This window comes from Mycobacterium sp. PDNC021, from assembly GCF_048282635.1.
In the GTDB taxonomy this organism is placed as follows: domain Bacteria; phylum Actinomycetota; class Actinomycetes; order Mycobacteriales; family Mycobacteriaceae; genus Mycobacterium; species Mycobacterium llatzerense.
The window spans coordinates 4,408,424-4,423,825 of sequence record NZ_CP182502.1; the positions used below are offsets into that span (position 1 = coordinate 4,408,424).

The 15,402-nt window shown below is 69.2% G+C and carries 14 protein-coding genes; 8 read left to right on the top strand and 6 right to left on the bottom strand.

Annotation, left to right across the window (positions count from 1 at the left end):
• Positions 1–62: 62 nt before the first annotated feature.
• Entirely contained in the window at positions 63–1,460 is a 1,398-nt protein-coding gene (locus ACNO8X_RS21060; RefSeq protein WP_260941226.1) for a class II 3-deoxy-7-phosphoheptulonate synthase, read from the bottom strand.
• A 112-nt stretch (positions 1,461–1,572) separates the two neighbouring features.
• On the opposite strand from ACNO8X_RS21060, the gene ACNO8X_RS21065 reads away from it, so the two are divergent.
• Positions 1,573–2,286, top strand: a complete 714-nt coding sequence (locus ACNO8X_RS21065) for a zf-HC2 domain-containing protein (protein WP_418002559.1) — start codon at positions 1,573–1,575, stop codon at positions 2,284–2,286.
• Positions 2,287–2,291: 5 nt separating this feature from the next.
• Here ACNO8X_RS21065 and ACNO8X_RS21070 read toward each other — a convergent pair whose 3' ends face one another.
• A complete protein-coding gene (locus ACNO8X_RS21070) occupies positions 2,292–2,948 on the bottom strand; it encodes a DUF5134 domain-containing protein (protein ID WP_418002560.1) in 657 nt (218 codons plus the stop codon).
• A complete protein-coding gene (locus tag ACNO8X_RS21075) occupies positions 2,945–4,318 on the bottom strand; it encodes a PepSY-associated TM helix domain-containing protein (protein ID WP_418002561.1) in 1,374 nt (457 codons plus the stop codon). The genes ACNO8X_RS21070 and ACNO8X_RS21075 overlap by 4 nt, the downstream gene beginning before the upstream one ends.
• Before the next feature lie 113 nt (positions 4,319–4,431).
• Between ACNO8X_RS21075 and ACNO8X_RS21080 the strand changes: the two genes are divergently transcribed.
• Positions 4,432–6,390, top strand: coding sequence for a cytochrome c oxidase assembly protein (locus tag ACNO8X_RS21080; protein WP_418002562.1), 1,959 nt, complete (start codon positions 4,432–4,434; stop codon positions 6,388–6,390).
• A gap of 49 nt (positions 6,391–6,439) precedes the next feature.
• On the opposite strand, the gene ACNO8X_RS21085 is transcribed toward ACNO8X_RS21080, so the two are convergent.
• The gene (locus tag ACNO8X_RS21085; RefSeq protein WP_418005988.1) at positions 6,440–8,605 is read right to left on the bottom strand and encodes a heavy metal translocating P-type ATPase; all 2,166 of its coding nucleotides are present in this window, start codon (positions 8,603–8,605) and stop codon (positions 6,440–6,442) included.
• Positions 8,606–8,819: 214 nt separating this feature from the next.
• Between ACNO8X_RS21085 and sigC the strand changes: the two genes are divergently transcribed.
• From sigC to ACNO8X_RS21110, 5 genes are all read left to right on the top strand, one after another.
• The gene (sigC, locus tag ACNO8X_RS21090) at positions 8,820–9,374 is read left to right on the top strand and encodes an RNA polymerase sigma factor SigC (protein WP_043403239.1); all 555 of its coding nucleotides are present in this window, start codon (positions 8,820–8,822) and stop codon (positions 9,372–9,374) included.
• Between the two features lie 75 nt (positions 9,375–9,449).
• Positions 9,450–9,908, top strand: a complete 459-nt coding sequence (locus ACNO8X_RS21095) for a hypothetical protein (protein ID WP_418002563.1) — start codon at positions 9,450–9,452, stop codon at positions 9,906–9,908.
• A 28-nt stretch (positions 9,909–9,936) separates the two neighbouring features.
• Positions 9,937–10,506 (top strand): DUF5134 domain-containing protein, encoded by a 570-nt coding sequence (locus ACNO8X_RS21100; protein ID WP_418002564.1) that lies wholly within the window; start codon positions 9,937–9,939, stop codon positions 10,504–10,506.
• 26 nt (positions 10,507–10,532) lie between these two features.
• A complete protein-coding gene (locus tag ACNO8X_RS21105; protein ID WP_418002565.1) occupies positions 10,533–11,213 on the top strand; it encodes a YcnI family protein in 681 nt (226 codons plus the stop codon).
• On the top strand, positions 11,210–12,667 hold the full coding sequence (locus ACNO8X_RS21110) for a copper resistance CopC/CopD family protein (RefSeq protein WP_418002566.1): 1,458 nt from the start codon (positions 11,210–11,212) through the stop codon (positions 12,665–12,667). The genes ACNO8X_RS21105 and ACNO8X_RS21110 overlap by 4 nt, the downstream gene beginning before the upstream one ends.
• A gap of 1 nt (position 12,668) precedes the next feature.
• On the opposite strand, the gene ACNO8X_RS21115 is transcribed toward ACNO8X_RS21110, so the two are convergent.
• A complete protein-coding gene (locus ACNO8X_RS21115) occupies positions 12,669–13,163 on the bottom strand; it encodes a polyadenylate-specific 3'-exoribonuclease AS (protein WP_418002567.1) in 495 nt (164 codons plus the stop codon).
• Complete coding sequence (locus ACNO8X_RS21120) at positions 13,164–14,003, bottom strand: hypothetical protein (protein ID WP_418002568.1); 840 nt, start codon at positions 14,001–14,003, stop codon at positions 13,164–13,166.
• Between the two features lie 112 nt (positions 14,004–14,115).
• On the opposite strand from ACNO8X_RS21120, the gene ACNO8X_RS21125 reads away from it, so the two are divergent.
• On the top strand, positions 14,116–15,375 hold the full coding sequence (locus ACNO8X_RS21125; protein WP_418002569.1) for a glycosyltransferase 87 family protein: 1,260 nt from the start codon (positions 14,116–14,118) through the stop codon (positions 15,373–15,375).
• Positions 15,376–15,402 lie beyond the last annotated feature (27 nt).

Here is a 15,402-nt window from a genome sequence, read left to right on the forward strand (position 1 = left end):
GGCCACCTACCGCACGGATTTCTCACGAAATCGCGCGATAAGTGGCCACTCGGCGGGGTGGTCTAGTCGCGGAGCATCTCCGCGACCAGGAATGCCAACTCCAGGCTCTGCTGCGTGTTCAGACGCGGGTCGCACGCCGTCTCGTAGCGGCCGGCCAGGTCGTCGTCGGAGATATCCTGCGCGCCACCAAGACATTCGGTGACGTTCTCGCCGGTGATCTCGACGTGGATGCCGCCCGGGTGGGTGCCCAGCGCGCGGTGCACCTCGAAGAAGCCCTGCACCTCGTCGACGATGCGGTCGAAGTGCCGGGTCTTGTAACCCGTCGAGCTCTCGTGGGTGTTGCCGTGCATGGGGTCGCACTGCCAGATCACCTGGTGACCGGAGGCTTCCACCTTCTGGATGATGCCCGGCAGCACGTCGCGCACCTTGCCGTTACCCATCCGGCTGACCAGCGTGAGCCGGCCCGGAATGTTGTGCGGGTCAAGGCGTTCCACGTACTCGACGGCCATTTCCGGCGTCGTCGTCGGGCCGATCTTGATGCCGATGGGGTTGGCGATGGTCTCCACGAACGCGATGTGCGCATGGTCGAGCTGACGGGTGCGCTCGCCGATCCAGACGTAGTGCGCCGACAGGTCGTACAGGCGGGGCTCGGGGGCCTCGAGTGGGAACTCGGTGGACAGCCGGAGCATCGCGCGCTCGTAGTCGAGCACCAGGGCCTCGTGGCTGGCGTAGATCTCGGCGGTCTGCAGGTTGCGGTCGTTGACGCCGCAGGCCGTCATGAAGTTCAGGCCACGGTCGATCTCGCCCGCCAGCGCCTCGTACCGGGCACCCGCCGGCGACGTGCGAACGAACTCGCGGTTCCATTCATGCACCTGCTGCAGTGAAGCCAGACCCGACGAGGTCAGCGCCCGCACCAGGTTCATCGCGGCGCTCGCGTTGGCGTAGGCCCGCACCAGACGCGACGCATCGTGCACGCGAACGGCCTGGTCCGGGTCGAAACCGTTGACCATGTCACCGCGGTAGGACGTCAGGCCGAGCGAGTCGATGTCCGACGAGCGCGGCTTGGCGTACTGGCCGGCGATGCGGGCCACCTTGACCACCGGCATGCTGGCGCCGTAGGTCAGCACGACGGCCATCTGCAGCAGGGTCCGGATGTTGGCCCGGATGTGCGGCTCGGTGTTGTCGACGAAGGTCTCGGCGCAGTCGCCACCTTGCAGCAGGAACGCCTTGCCCTGCGCCACGTCGGCCAGCTGGAGCTTGAGCTTCTCGATCTCGGACGGCACCGTGATGGGCGGCACGCTTTCGAGCACCTTGCGCATCGCAGCGGCCTGGTCCGCGGGCCAACTGGGCTGCTGCGCCGCCGGACGGGACAGGGCGTCGGCAAGACGGGCGCGCAGGTCCTCTGGCAGCGGGGGCAGCTCGGGCAGCTGGTCGATGGGTACGTCGACGGTCCAGTTCACGTGTCTATGGTACCGGCGCCGACCAGCGGGTATTTACCCGCCAATACGGCCGCGGAAGACAGATTTGGGACCACCGGGAGAAAACCGGGCCCGGTGCGCGACTATTGACGATGTGGAGTGCAAGATCGCTCGGGAGGCGCTGTCCGCGCGCATGGACGGCGAGCACGAACCCGTCCCCGCGCGCCGCGTCGACGAGCACCTGACGTCCTGCCCCGAGTGCCGGCAGTGGCAGGACGAGATGAACAGCCAGATGCAGCTGCTGCGCGGGCTGATCGCCTCGGACCGCACCCGGATCACCGCAGTGGCCGACACGGTCTCGCAACCTGCCCTTCCCGACAGCCCCGCCGGCATCGACTGGCTGCGCATCGGCCTCGCCGCAGTTGGGTCCATCCAGATCGTGCTGGCCGTGCTCCAGGCGGCAGGCGTCAGCATCGGGGTGCACGTCGGGCATGCGATGGGCGGGCACGTGGTCAACGAGTCGACGGCCTGGTCCGTCGCGCTCGGCGTCGCCATGCTGGTGGCCGCCGCCCGGCCCGCTGCAGCCCTGGGCCTGGCCGTGGTCGGTGGGGTGTTCACGCTGGTCCTCACCGGTTACGTCGTCATCGACGGACTGACCGGCGCGGTAGGTGCGATACGCATGCTGAGCCATCTGCCGGCGCTGGCCGGTGTGGTGCTGACCGTGCTGGTCTGGCGCCGCCACACCCTCGAGCCGCCCCGGCCGGACCGCGACGCGGCACCCACGCTCGACGACATCACGCTGCCGGGCAATGCCTCCCGCGGCCGCCGGCGGGGCCACCTGTGGCCCACCGACGGCAACGCGGCTTGACCCAGCTAGACCATCACGGCGAACATGATCGCCATACCGGCCGCCGCCATGGCCTGACAGGCCACGGCGAACCACAGGCGGGCCGGGGCGTCCGGGCGCTGCTGGCGCACCGTGAAGTAGCGGATAGCCCACCACACCGCGGCGATCCCGAACAGCACGGTGACCACCCAGTTCACGCCGGTGACCCACTGCGCCGGGTGCCCGCAGCCGCCCATCGCACCGGAATGCGACGCCGGCCCGGACATGTCCATGCCCGGCATCGACGGCATCGAGGACGCCGGCTGCGGCGCGTCGGCAGCTGTCCCCGCGCACTGACCGGGCAGCAGCCGGCCGTCCATCACCGCGTACATCCAGGCCATCGCCAGGATCATCACCGCGTGATAGCCGTCGGCGACCCGGTGGCCGGCGCGCGTCACCAGGACGACCGCGAACCAGCCCGCGGCCAGCAGGAAGAACACCATCGGCGGCCGGTTCGGCACACCCATGCCCGCCGGCCACGCCATGACCAGCATCGCCACGTCCATCAACAGATGCAGCAGACGGCTGATCTGGTCGACCCAGGTTCGGTTCTCGCGCGCCGTGACCAGGGCGTAGACGCATTGGGCGGCGCTCAGCAGGAACAGGCCGGTGACGATCAGCCGGAGCCAGATGTCCGCGATCACTTGGTCACCTGCTGACGCTGACGCGAACCCAGAGCCACATCGACCGCGACGAACAGGGCCAGGGTGAGGCCGAACAGCGGGGCGAAGTAGCCGACGCCCGCAAGGACCGCGACCAACAGCACCGCCTCGTACGGACGCAGTGCCGACAGCGCGCCGCGCCGCTGGCCGGTGGGCAGGGCGAACCCGTCACCGCGGGTAGGTCGCCGGCGCCACCACATGCGGTACCCGAGCAGGATCGCGACGATCAGCCCGACGGCGACCGCAATGAGCGCGATCTGGTTGACGAGTCCGAACAGGACGCCCATGTGCAGGTCGACGACCCAGTCGGTCATCTTGGCCATCAGCGGCCACTCGGCGAAGTCCAGCCGCGAGGTCACCTTGCTCGTGGCCGGGTCGACGACGATCGCGTCGTACTGCGTCGGCCAGTCCCGCTTGCGCTCGGCGACCTGCCAGCCCTGGCCCGTCGTCGTCGGCGGATACATCCACATCGGGGTCCGCAGATGCGCATCGTGCGCCACCTGCAGCGTCGCGTCGGCTCCGCGCAGTGCGGTTGCCTCATCGAGAGTCGCCCCGGCGGCCTGCCCCGGCAGTGCGGTATCCACCGACGGGCTGGTCCAGCTCAACTGCGTCCGCAGCGCCGCGACGTTCTCGCCGGCGAACCGGGACCACGTCATCCCCGACACCGCCAGCAGCGCCACCGCCGCGAGGATCCAGACCCCGAGCGTGCCGTGCCACGACAGCAGCCGGCGCCGCCCGGACGCCCGCACATCCGGGACAACCAACCGACGCGGCTCTCCCCGGTTGTGTCCGATCCACAGCAGCAGCCCGACGCCGGCGATCACCCACGACCAGCTGGCCGCCAGCTCGCTGTAGTTCCGCCCGAACGCCCCGAGGTGCAGGTTGCGGTGCAGTTCGTCGAACCAGGCCCGTACCGGCAACCACTGGCCGTAGGTGGTCAGGGCGCCGCGGACCGCGCCCGTGTACGGATCGACGAACACGGTGCGCGCGTAGTCGGCCGGGACGTCGTCCACCGCGAGCGTCACCTGCGTCGTCTCGTCCGGCGCGGCGGGCGGCCGGATGCTGGTGACGGTGCCTTCGGGGTGCGCGCGGCGAACAGAGACGAGTTGTTCGGCCAGCGGCAAACGATGCTCACCGACGTGATCAACGGTGAGCTCGTGCCGGTACACCGCGCTGTCGATCTGCGGGATCACCGCGTACAGCAGCCCGGTGACAGCCGCGATGAGGATGAACGGCGCGACGAACAAGCCGGCGTAGAAGTGCAGCCGCAACAATGCCGGGCGAAAGCGCTTCCACGCCGATGGATCGGTCGCGGTGGGGACGTCCGATTCGGGCAGCTGGGTATGACTCACAACTGGTATTGGTCGGCCCGCGGCGCCAAGAGTTCCTGCGCCCGGAAAATTTCTACGACACCTGGTCGTAGACTGGGCCTGATCAGTTCTTCAGGTGGAAGGCCGGTATTTCGATGGGCTCGGACGAGGCGCCGACGCCGCGCCAGGCCGGCAGGTTCGCACTGCCGATGTTGGGTTATCTGGCTGCGGTGGCCGCCCTGGTCACCTACGCGCTCATCTCGGGTGACCAGCGCTTCGTCGCGACGGGCGACAGCTTCCCCGGAACGCTCACCTCGGTGGCCGAGCCGGTCGGGTACTTCACCGCCCTCTTCGCCGGCGCGATCTGTCTCGGCGGCCTGGCCTACGTCGTCACCACCGCGCGACCCGACGCCAAGGGTGTCATCGACCCACCGGCCTTCCGCGTCCACCTTGTGCTGGAACGGGTTTCGCTGGTCTGGCTGGTCGCCTCGGCGCTCATGATGGTGGTGCAGGCGGCCACAGATGCAGGGGTGCCGGCTCTTCGGCTGGTGGAGAGCGGCCGGCTGGGTGAGGCCATCGGCGCATCCGAGATGTCCCGCGGCTGGATCGCCGCCACCCTCTGCGCCGCGCTGGTCGCACTGATCCTGCGGTTCAGCTTGCGCTGGATCGCCATGGTCGTGCTGCTGCTGCCCAGCGTGATCGGCGTGCTGGCGCTGCCGGTCACCGGCAACGCGAGCGAAGGTCCTGACCACGACTACACAACCAGCGCGGTGATCGTGTTCGCGGTGGCGCTGGCGGTGCTGGCCGGCACGAAGATCGCCGCTGTCATCAGCCCGCCGGCCGCCGACCTCTACCGGCGCGTGCTGATCATCCAGGTCGCCTGCGGAACCGCGGCCCTGATCTACGGCGTGCTGCTGCTGGCCGAACAGCTCGGCCCCACCGGGCTGACGGGCAGCGGCTACGGGCGGTGGGCGATCGTCGCCGCGATCGCGCTGGCCGCGTCCTGGATCACCGATGCCGCGGCGCTGCGGCGAGCCAAGCCCTCACGGCTGGCCACCTGTCTGCCCGCGATCGTCGCGCTCGCCGCGGTGTCCGCCATGGCGGTGCAGACGGCGCCGCGCCTGCTGCATCACCAGTTCACGACCTGGGACATTTTCCTCGGCTACGAACTGCCCGACCCGCCGAACGTGGTTCGGTTGCTGACGGTCTGGCGGTTCGACACCTTCATCGGTATTGGTGCGGTCGTGCTCGCAGGTGCCTACCTGTACGGGTACCTGAAGCTGCGGCGCCGCGGCGACGAGTGGCCGGCCGGCCGATTGATCGCCTGGCTCGTCGGCTGCGCGGTGTTGCTGTTCACCAGCAGCTCGGGTGTGCGGGCCTACGGGTCGGCGATGTTCAGCGTGCACATGGCCGAGCACATGACTCTCAACATGTTCGTCCCGGTACTACTGGTACTGGGCGGCCCGGTGACCATGGCGCTGCGCGCCCTGCCACCCGCGCGTGAGGGTGCCCCGCCGGGACCACGAGAGTGGATTCTGTGGCTGGTGCACTCGAAAGTGACGGCCGCACTGTCGAATCCGATCGTGGCGTTCGTACTGTTCGTCGCGTCGCTGTACGCGGTGTACTTCACCTCGATCTTCAACACCCTGGTCCGCTACCACTGGGGCCACGAATTGATGAGCGTGCACTTCCTGCTCGTCGGCTACCTCTTCTACTGGGGCATCATCGGCATCGACCCTGGCCCGAAGCGCCTGCCGTTCCTGGGCCGGCTCGGATTGTTGTTCGCGGTCATGCCTTTTCACGCGTTCTTCGGCATCGCGACCATGACCATGACCGACACCATGGGCGGTTCCTTCTACCGGTTCGTCGGCCTGCCGTGGCTATCCAGCATCGGCGCCGACCAGCACCTCGGCGGTGCCATCGCCTGGGGCTCGAGTGAACTGCCCGTCATTCTGGTGGTCATCGCCCTGGTGGCGCAGTGGGCGCGGCAGGATCGCCGCGCCGCGTCCCGCGCCGACCGGCACGCCGATGCTGACTACGGCGACGGCGACGACGACCTCGATGCCTACAACGCGATGCTCCGCGAGCTGGCCCGCCAGCGCGGCCAGCAATAGGGATTTGTGCACGATCTTCCGCGGCTACCGCGGAAAATCGTGCACCAAATCACCGGAAGTTGCGCAGCCGCAAGCTGTTCGACACCACGAAGAACGATGAGAAGGCCATCGCCCCGCCCGCGATCAGCGGGTTGAGCAGGCCGGCGGCCGCCACCGGGATGGCGGCGACGTTGTAGCCGAATGCCCACACCAGGTTCATTTGGATCGTGCGCATCGTCGCCTTGGCCAGGTCCAGGGCCTGCGGCACCGAATCCAGGCTGTCGCGGACCAGGATGATGTCCGCGGCACCAATCGCGACATCCGTGCCGCGGCCGATCGCCAGACCCAGATCCGAGCAGGCCAGCGCCGGGCCGTCGTTGATGCCGTCACCCACCATCGCGACCATGCGGCCGCGGTCGCGCAGCTGCTGGATGACGTCGACCTTGCCGTCCGGGAGGACGTCGGCGATGACGTCGTCGATGCCGACCGCGGCACCCACCGCGGCGGCGGCCGCGGGGTTGTCGCCGGTCAGCAGGATGGTCTTCAACCCGCGCTCGTGCAGCGCGGCGATGGCACCGGCAGCCGATTCACGGACCGCGTCAGCGACCGCGACGGCACCGCACAGCTGGTCATCGACGGCCACGAAAACCACCGTCTCCCCACGGGATTCGGCGCTGCGGCGCGCTTCGGCGAGGGCCAGCGGCACCGCGGCACGGCCGGCCGCCCAGGACGGCTTGCCGATCCGCACCTCGCGCTCCCCCACAGTGCCGACGACGCCGCGGCCGGGTACGGCCTGAAAATCGGTGACTGCCTCGTGTTCCGGCGCGGCCGTGGTGATGGCCACCGCGACCGCATGCTCGGAAGCCGACTCCACCGCCGCGGCAAGGGCCAACACGTCATCGGACTGCCAACCGTCGGCCGCGGTGACCGCGGTGACGGCCAGGTGCCCGGTGGTCAGGGTGCCGGTCTTGTCGAACACGACGGTATCGACGGCCCGGATCGCCTCCAGCGAGCGGTGCCCCTTGAGGAAGATGCCGAGTTGGGCGCCGCGTCCGGACGCCACCATCATCGCCGTCGGCGTGGCCAGACCCAGCGCGCACGGGCAGGCGATGACCAGGACCGCCAGCGCCGCGGCGAACACCTTGTCCGGACCCGCCCCGGCCAGGGCCCAACCCAACGCGGTCAGCGCGGCGATGCCGAAAACGCACGGCACGAACACCGAGGAGATGCGGTCGGCGAGGCGCTGCGACTCGGCCTTCTGCGCCTGCGCTTCCTCGACCAGCCGCACCATGCCGGCGAACTGCGTGTCGGCACCGACGGCGGCGGCCTCGACGATCAGGCGACCATCGAGCACGATCGTGCCGCCGATGACGCTGCTGCCCGGGGTGGCCCGAACCGGCTTGGCCTCACCGGTCATCACACTGGTGTCGACGGCGGCGGAGCCTTCGACCACGAGTCCGTCGGCCGCGATCGTCTGACCGGGGCGCACCACGAACTTTTGCTGTTCGGCGAGTTCTTCTGCCGGGATGACCATCTCGGAGCCGTCGGACAGCAGGATCGTGACGTTCTTGGCGCTCAGCGCGGCGAGCGCCCGCAGCGCGCTGCCCGCCTTGGACTTGGCGCGGGCCTCGAAGTAGCGGCCCGCCAGTACGAACACCGTGACGCCCGCCGCGACCTCGAAGTAGATCGCGTCGCTGCCGGCCAGCGCCTGCCAGATGCCGGTGGTCGCGGTGGCGTGGTGCCCGACGAACATCGTGTAGAGCGACCACACGGTCGCCGCAGTCACGCCGACCGAGATGAGCGTCTCCATGGAGGCGGCCCGGTTGCGGGCGTTGCGCAGGGCCACGTGATGGAACGGCCAGGCGGCCCAGGTGACGACCGGCAGGGCCAGCGCGGTCAATATCCACTGCCAACCGGTGATCCGGGTGCTGGGGACGACGGCGAACATCACCGACAGATCGGCGAGCGGCACGAACAGCACCGCGGCCACCAGCAGGCGGCGCAGCAGGTACCGGGCCTGCGACAGGTCCTCGTCATCTCGCTCCCCGATGACCGCCCCCGACCGGGGTTCAGCATCGCAGCCGGCCTTGCGGACCGCGTCACACAGCTCGGTGTCGGCGATCTCGGGAAGGGCGTCGACCGTGGCGACGCGGGTACCGAAGTTCACGGTGGCGCGGACGCCCGGCATCTTGTTGAGGGTCCGCTCGACCCGCGCGGCGCAGGCGCCACACGACATGCCGGTCACGTCGAGCTGCACCCGACGCGCCGAAGCGCCGTCGGCGGCAGTGGCAGTGGCATCGGGGGCAGCGTCGACCGCGCTGCCAACCACTGTGCTGACCGAGCTGGCCGTCATCATCCTCCTATTGTCCCCGCGAAGCGGGAGCTACCCAAAACATTGGTCGGACGTGCCCGGCTGTGAGTTCCCGGCAACAGTCGCATATGGTCGGGCCGTGAACAGCCGCGGCGACGACGATGAAGTGACCCGCCTGGCTCTTGCTGCCGGTCGGGGCGATCGCGCCGCATTGGACCAGTTCATCAAGGCTACCCAGCGCGATGTCTGGCGCACCGTCGCCTATCTCGACGAGCCCGGCAACGCCGACGACCTGACCCAGGAGACGTACCTGCGGGCCCTCGGCTCGCTGCCCCGGTTTCGCGGCCGGTCGACCGCCCGCACCTGGCTGTTGTCGATCGCCCGCCGCGTCGTCGTGGACCACATCCGGCGCAAGCAATGCCGGCCGCGTAGCAGCGCCGCCATCGAACCCGAGACCGTCGTCGACATGCACCAGCCGACCGCCCGGTTCGAGGACATCGTCGAAATCCGCATGCTGCTCGACGGCGTGGACTCAGACCGCCGGGAAGCGCTCCTGCTCACGCAGGTGCTGGGCCTGTCCTACGCCGAGGCCGCCGAAATCTGCGGCTGCCCCGTCGGCACCATCCGTTCCCGGGTCGCCCGGGCCCGCGACGACCTGCTGAAGGCAGGGAATCAGGACCAGAGCGCGGGCTGAGCGGCTGCGGAACCCGCGCCCCCACCCATCCGACCAATTCTGCGAGACTGTTCTGCAGACTGAACGGAGTTGGGCTTGTCCACCCGCCACACCATCGACCTCGAGCACACCCTGAGCGCCATCGGGCGACGGGTGTTCGACGAGGTCTGGATCGGCCCTGCGCGCTGCTACCCCACCGCTGTCGCGGTCGTCGTACTCGCGGTGTCCGCTGGTATCTGCTGGTCCGAAACTCATCGCTGGGTGCTGAAGGTCGTCGCCGTGCTCTTCACCCTGGCCGCGGTGGCATCGGCAACAGCGCTGTGGCGCAAGCGGTTTCGTGTATGTTGCGCGGCGCTGTACCTGTCGGGCGTGGCCACTGCGGCGGGATTCGGGGCGGTCTGGTGGTGCCAGACGTCGCCGGCGCGCGTCGCCGTGTGGTGGCCGCTGGCCGGCTTCGTGGCAGCCGCGGTACTGGCGGTCTGCTGGCTGGGCGTGGCACTGACACCGCTGGACCGATCGCAACCCGACATGCGGGCCAAGGCCGCCGGGAACTGAAGACCGGTTTCATACGACTAATGACAGCGTGATCGCCGACTCTGCCTTGCGCTGGGCGCTGACCGCCGTGTTCGCGGTGGCGGCGCTGCTGTTCGCGGGCGCCGGACGGCGCGCGCCCCAGCAGCGCGGGGTCGGGGCGATGCACGCGCTGGCGTCGGTGGGCATGATCGCGATGCTGTGGCCGGCCGGTATGCGGGTGTCACCGCTGCTGTACGTGCTGGTGTTCACCGCCGGTGCGCTGTATTTCGCCTACCTGGCACTGTTTGGGTTCGACCTGCCGCACCCCGTCTACCACTGCGCGATGATGGCCGCGATGGCGCTGATGGGCCTGCTCATGGCGCCGAACGCCGGACTGCCGGTCGCAGTGGCCAGTTCGGCAGCTCAGGCGTCGGGCCCGCATAGCGCGCATCTCGGTCACGGCGCCGTCGCGGTGACTCCCCCGGTCTGGCTCGTCGTGGTGTGCACCGCGCTCGCGGTCGCGTTCTGCGTTGCCGCATTGTGGTGGTTCTATCTGCTGGTACGCGGGCCGAAGCGCCCGTACGCCGACCTGCTCATGGCGCTCGGAATGAGCGCCACCTTCGCTGTCATGGCCGTTTGACCCTCTTATTGCCCCGAAAGGACAACATGCCCAAGCCTTTTCAGACCTTCGTCGCCGTCACTGCGACGGCCGCCTGCGCCGTCGCCCTGGCCGCACCGGCTGCAGCCCACGTCAAGGTGACCGGCGACGCCACCCAGGGTGGCTGGGGAGTGCTGAACTTCCGCGTCCCGACCGAGTCGGACACCGCGTCCACCACGGCGCTGATGGTCGTCCTGCCCGACGACCAGCCGATCATCTCGGTCAGCACCCAGCAGAAGGGGGGCTGGACGGCCACCCTCACCAAGAAGAAGCTGCCCACACCGCAGAAGGACGACGACGGCGTCGAGGTCACCGAGTACGTCTCGTCCGTCGAATGGAAGGCCACGGCACCGGACGCGGCCATCCCACCGCATCAGTTCAACGTCTTCGCCATCTCGGCCGGCCCGCTGCCCAAGATCAACACGCTGTCGCTGCCGGCGGTGCAGACCTACAGCGACGGCAAGGTCGTGAACTGGAACGAGAAGGCCAACCCGGGGCAGCCCGAGCCCGAGCATCCGGCGCCCTCCCTGCACTTGAAGCCCGCCGGCGGCGACGACCACGACCGACCCGCGGCCGCTGCCCCGGCGTCCGCGACACCGGCGTGGCCGGGTCTGACGGCGCTGGCCGTGTCGGTGGTCGCGCTGCTGCTGGGGATCGCTAACCTGGCGATGTCACGACGAAAGAATTGAGATCGGTCGCAGCGCTGCCGGTCGTCCTGTTCGCGGCTCTGCTCGCGCTCCTGCTGCCGGCTCCCATCGCGCACGCGCACGCCGTCCTGGTCTCGAGCGATCCGGTCGACGGCACCACCCTGCCGGCCGCACCGAGCCGGGTCACCCTGACCTTCGACGAGCCGGTTCGCCTGATTCCCGGTGCGGTACAGGTGATTACGAACTCCGGCGTCCGGGTCGACCGGGCGGTGCGGCAGCAGTCGGGTAACACCGCCGTCGAGCTGGAGCTGCCGCCGGGCCTGCCGCGCGGCAGTTACACCGCCACCTGGCGGCTGATGTCGGCCGACGGCCACGAGGTGTCCGGCTCGGTGAGCTTCGGCGTGCAGCAGGCGCCGGACGCGCCGCCGGAGGCTCGTCCGGTCGTCTCGTCATCGACGGCATCGGATGTCGCGCGCGGTCTCAAGTACACCGGCCTGGTGTTGTGCGTCGGCGTTCTCGTGGCGGCCCGGTTGGTGTGGGGGTGGGCACTCGCGCTGCGCCGGACCCGCGTCCTGACCGGCACGGGCTGGGTGCTGCTGGCCGCCGCGACCGTCATCGACACCGTCACCACCGGCACGGGGCTCTATGCCCAGGTGGCGCTGCTGGGTGTGGCGGCGATAACGCTGGTCCGCAGCGCCCGGGTGGGGACGCCGCTCTTCGCCGTCGCCGCCGGGTGGCTTGCGGTCGGCATCGCCGCCTCGGGGCATGCCGCAGCCGGGCCCGACCCGTGGCTGGCCACGACCGCCACCACCATGCACCTACTGGCCATGGCGCTGTGGGTGGGCGGCCTGTGCGTCCTGACACTGATCGTGCTGCCGGCTCGGCGCAGCGACGAACTACAGCGGTGGTCCCGGGTGGCGTTCGGCTGCGTCGCGGCGGTGCTGCTCACCGGCGAATACCAGGCCTGGCGTCAGGTGTCGCCCATCGAATCGTTGTGGTCGACCGGCTACGGAATGGCCTTGTGCGCCAAGGTTTTCCTGGTGACACTGATGGCCGCCCTGGCGTATCTGGGCCGGCGGCGACTCACGCCGGATCGGCTGCGCCGCACCGTGCCACTGGAAACCGCGCTCGCGGTGCTGGTGCTGGTGCTGACCACGGTGCTCACCGGTGAACCACCGGCCCGCACCACCTACGGCCCGCCGCTCACCGCCACCGCCGCGTTGGATCAGGGCCGTCAGGCGCAGGTGCATCTCGACACCACGCGACACGGCGCCATCCCGATCGACATCAGTGCGCCCGGCGCGACCGCGCTGCGCGGCACCCTGTCGAGTGCCGAGATCGCCTCACTGCCCGTGCGGTTCACCGCGGGGCCCGACGGCCGCTGGCACAGCACCTATGCGACCGCGCCGCGGCCCGGGCTGTGGACACTGCAGCTGACGGTGCAGTTCGGCGCGAACGACGCCGCCGTCACCAGCGTGCCGTTCCGCGCGTGGTGAGTTACCGGGGCGCTGTCATCATCTCGGCGATCAGCCGATAGCGGTCCAGGTTGTGCCGCGCGTCGACCAGTGCGTCGTGCGAGTCGCGCGGCCGTGCCGGCATCCGCGGGCTGCCGCAGTCCTCCCAGAACTGCCGCAGCTCGCGCGTGAAGCGCGGCATGGCCGGCGGCAGGTCGGCCATCGGCCCCCACAACTGGCACAGCACCACGTGGTCGTAGGCGCCGACCCAGGCCCACAGTTCGATCAGCTCGTCGCCGTCGATGTTGAAGAAATCCTCCAGGTCCGACCGGATCTGGCGCCGCGAGCGCCACACCTTCGACGACGGCGACGGCAGCTTCGGCAACACGTTCTTGCGCACCCAGGAACCCGCCCGGTCCGGGTCGAACTCCGAGGAGACGGCGTAATACTCGCGTCCGTCCTCTGCGGCCACACCGATCGAGATCAGCTCGATGGTGCGGCCGTCGTCGATGAACTCGGTGTCGTAGAAGTACTTCATTCAGGCAACCTCGGTCGGGATTCGGTCCGGCGGCGCGGGTGCCGCATGGATCTCGCGGTCGAGCTGTTGGTCCACGGCCGCGTCGTCGGGAAACTTTGGCATACCCGCGATCGCATCCTGTAACCACAGCTTCGCCCGCACCACCGGCCGGCGCAGCCATCGCTCGCGTTCCAGCGCTTTGTGCATCTTGCGGGGCCGGCTCGTGTACCGCCAACGGGCCCACGGCGCGTGCGGTCGCGACAGCCGGATCGCGCCGATGACCAGCAGCGGTGTGATGAACATCCCGATCAGGCCGGTCCACACCTTGCCCTTGAGCAGCACGATGACCGCCATCGCCAGGGTGACCAGGGCCAGCGCCACCACCACGATCCGGGCGGTCACGTCCTGGTCGTCGCGCCAGACCGTGATGTCGAAGAACGACAGCGGGTTGAATCCCAGGACCAGCAGTCCCGCCACCGCGACGGCGACGAACACCGCGTCCACCGACGTCCGGCCGTCCTCGGCCCAGTACACGTCCGACAGGTGCAGGATCAGCGCGAACTCATCAAGCACCAGGGCCGCACCGATACCGAAAAAGATTGCTGCCACGGTGAATTCGGGGACGCCGCCGTCGACCGCCAGGGTCACCATCGTCACCCCGGACACCATCACCAGCACGATGCCGATCACCATGTGATGGACGTGGAGGCCGCCGTGGCCGATGTTGCGCGGCTGCCACCATTTGCGCGGCGCCGGGTTATCGGCGTGGGCCCGGATATAACGGACCACGGTGCGGGTGACGAAAAACGTCAAGATGAACGCAATCAGACACCACAACAACGGCAGCCGCCCACTGGACACGAACTCCGTAGGTAGGGGCGACCGCACGGTGAAGAAACTTACGCCCGTGTATGCGTGTCACTGCCCCGCAGGGCGCCGACGCGCCGGTCCCCCCGATAGGCTGTCCGGCGAGATGCGTATCAGACCCGGGTTGCGGCCCACCTTGGCCTGGCGGCTGTTGCAGTTGCTGGCCACGTTGACGTTGGTATGGGGCGCCTGGCGGCTGCTGGGCCATACGCCGTACCGAATCGACATCGACGTGTACCGCATGGGCGGTCGTGCCTGGTTGAACAACACCCCGCTGTACAACGAGAGCACGATCTTCCGCACCGAGGCGGGTATCGACCTGCCGTTCACCTACCCGCCGCTGGCCGCGATCATGTTCGCGCCGTTCGCCTGGCTCCCCCTGCCCGGGGCCAGCGTGGCCATCACGGTGACGACGTTCGTGTTGTTGCTGGTGTCGATCGTGATCGTGCTGACCAGGCTGGACGTCTGGCAGCAGTCGCAGCTCGGCGGCTCGGCGCTGGTCCGTCGCTGCTGGCTGGCCGCCGCCATCGTCGGACCGGCCGTGCTGTTCCTCGAACCGGTGCGGTCCAACTTCAACTTCGGTCAGATCAACGTCGTCCTGATGACGCTGGTGATCGCCGATTGCGTCCCCCGCCGCACGCCCTGGCCCCGCGGTGTCCTGCTCGGGGTGGCGATCGCCCTCAAGCTGACGCCGGCCGTGTTCCTGCTGTATTTCCTGCTGCGTCGCGATTTCCGCGCGCTGCTGACGACGGTGGCATCGTCGGTCGCGGTGACGCTGTTCGCGTTCGCCCTGGCCTGGGGCGATTCGTGGGAGTACTGGACCAAGACGGTGCGCAACACCGACCGCATCGGCACCGCGACGCTGAACACCAACCAGAACATCTCCGGCACGCTGGCCCGGTTCGGGATGTCGGCGACGCCGCGATTCGTGCTGTGGGTGGTGCTGTGCTTCGCGGTGCTGGCGCTGACGGTGTGGGCGGCACATCGGGTGCTGCGCGCGGGACAGCCGGTGCTGGCCCTGATGTGCGTGGCGATGTTCGGCCTGGTGGTGTCGCCGGTGTCGTGGTCGCACCACTGGGTGTGGGTCGTGCCGACCTTGGTGACCATCACGGTGCTCGCCTACCGGGAACGCAGTGCCGCCCTCGCGGTGGTCAGCGCCGTCGGGGTGTTCCTGCTGGTCTGCACCCCGATCCGGCTGCTGCCCGAACACCACGAGATCGACGCGACGCTGTGGCGTCAGGTGATCGGCAGCTCGTATGTGTGGTGGGGGCTGGCCGTGATCGCAGCGGCGGGCACCATCACGGGCCCCGGCACGACGTCGACCGACGCGAGACAGGATGCGGCGCAGATTCCTGCCGCCGGCTAGCCGAACCCATTCCCGCGCTGACCTACG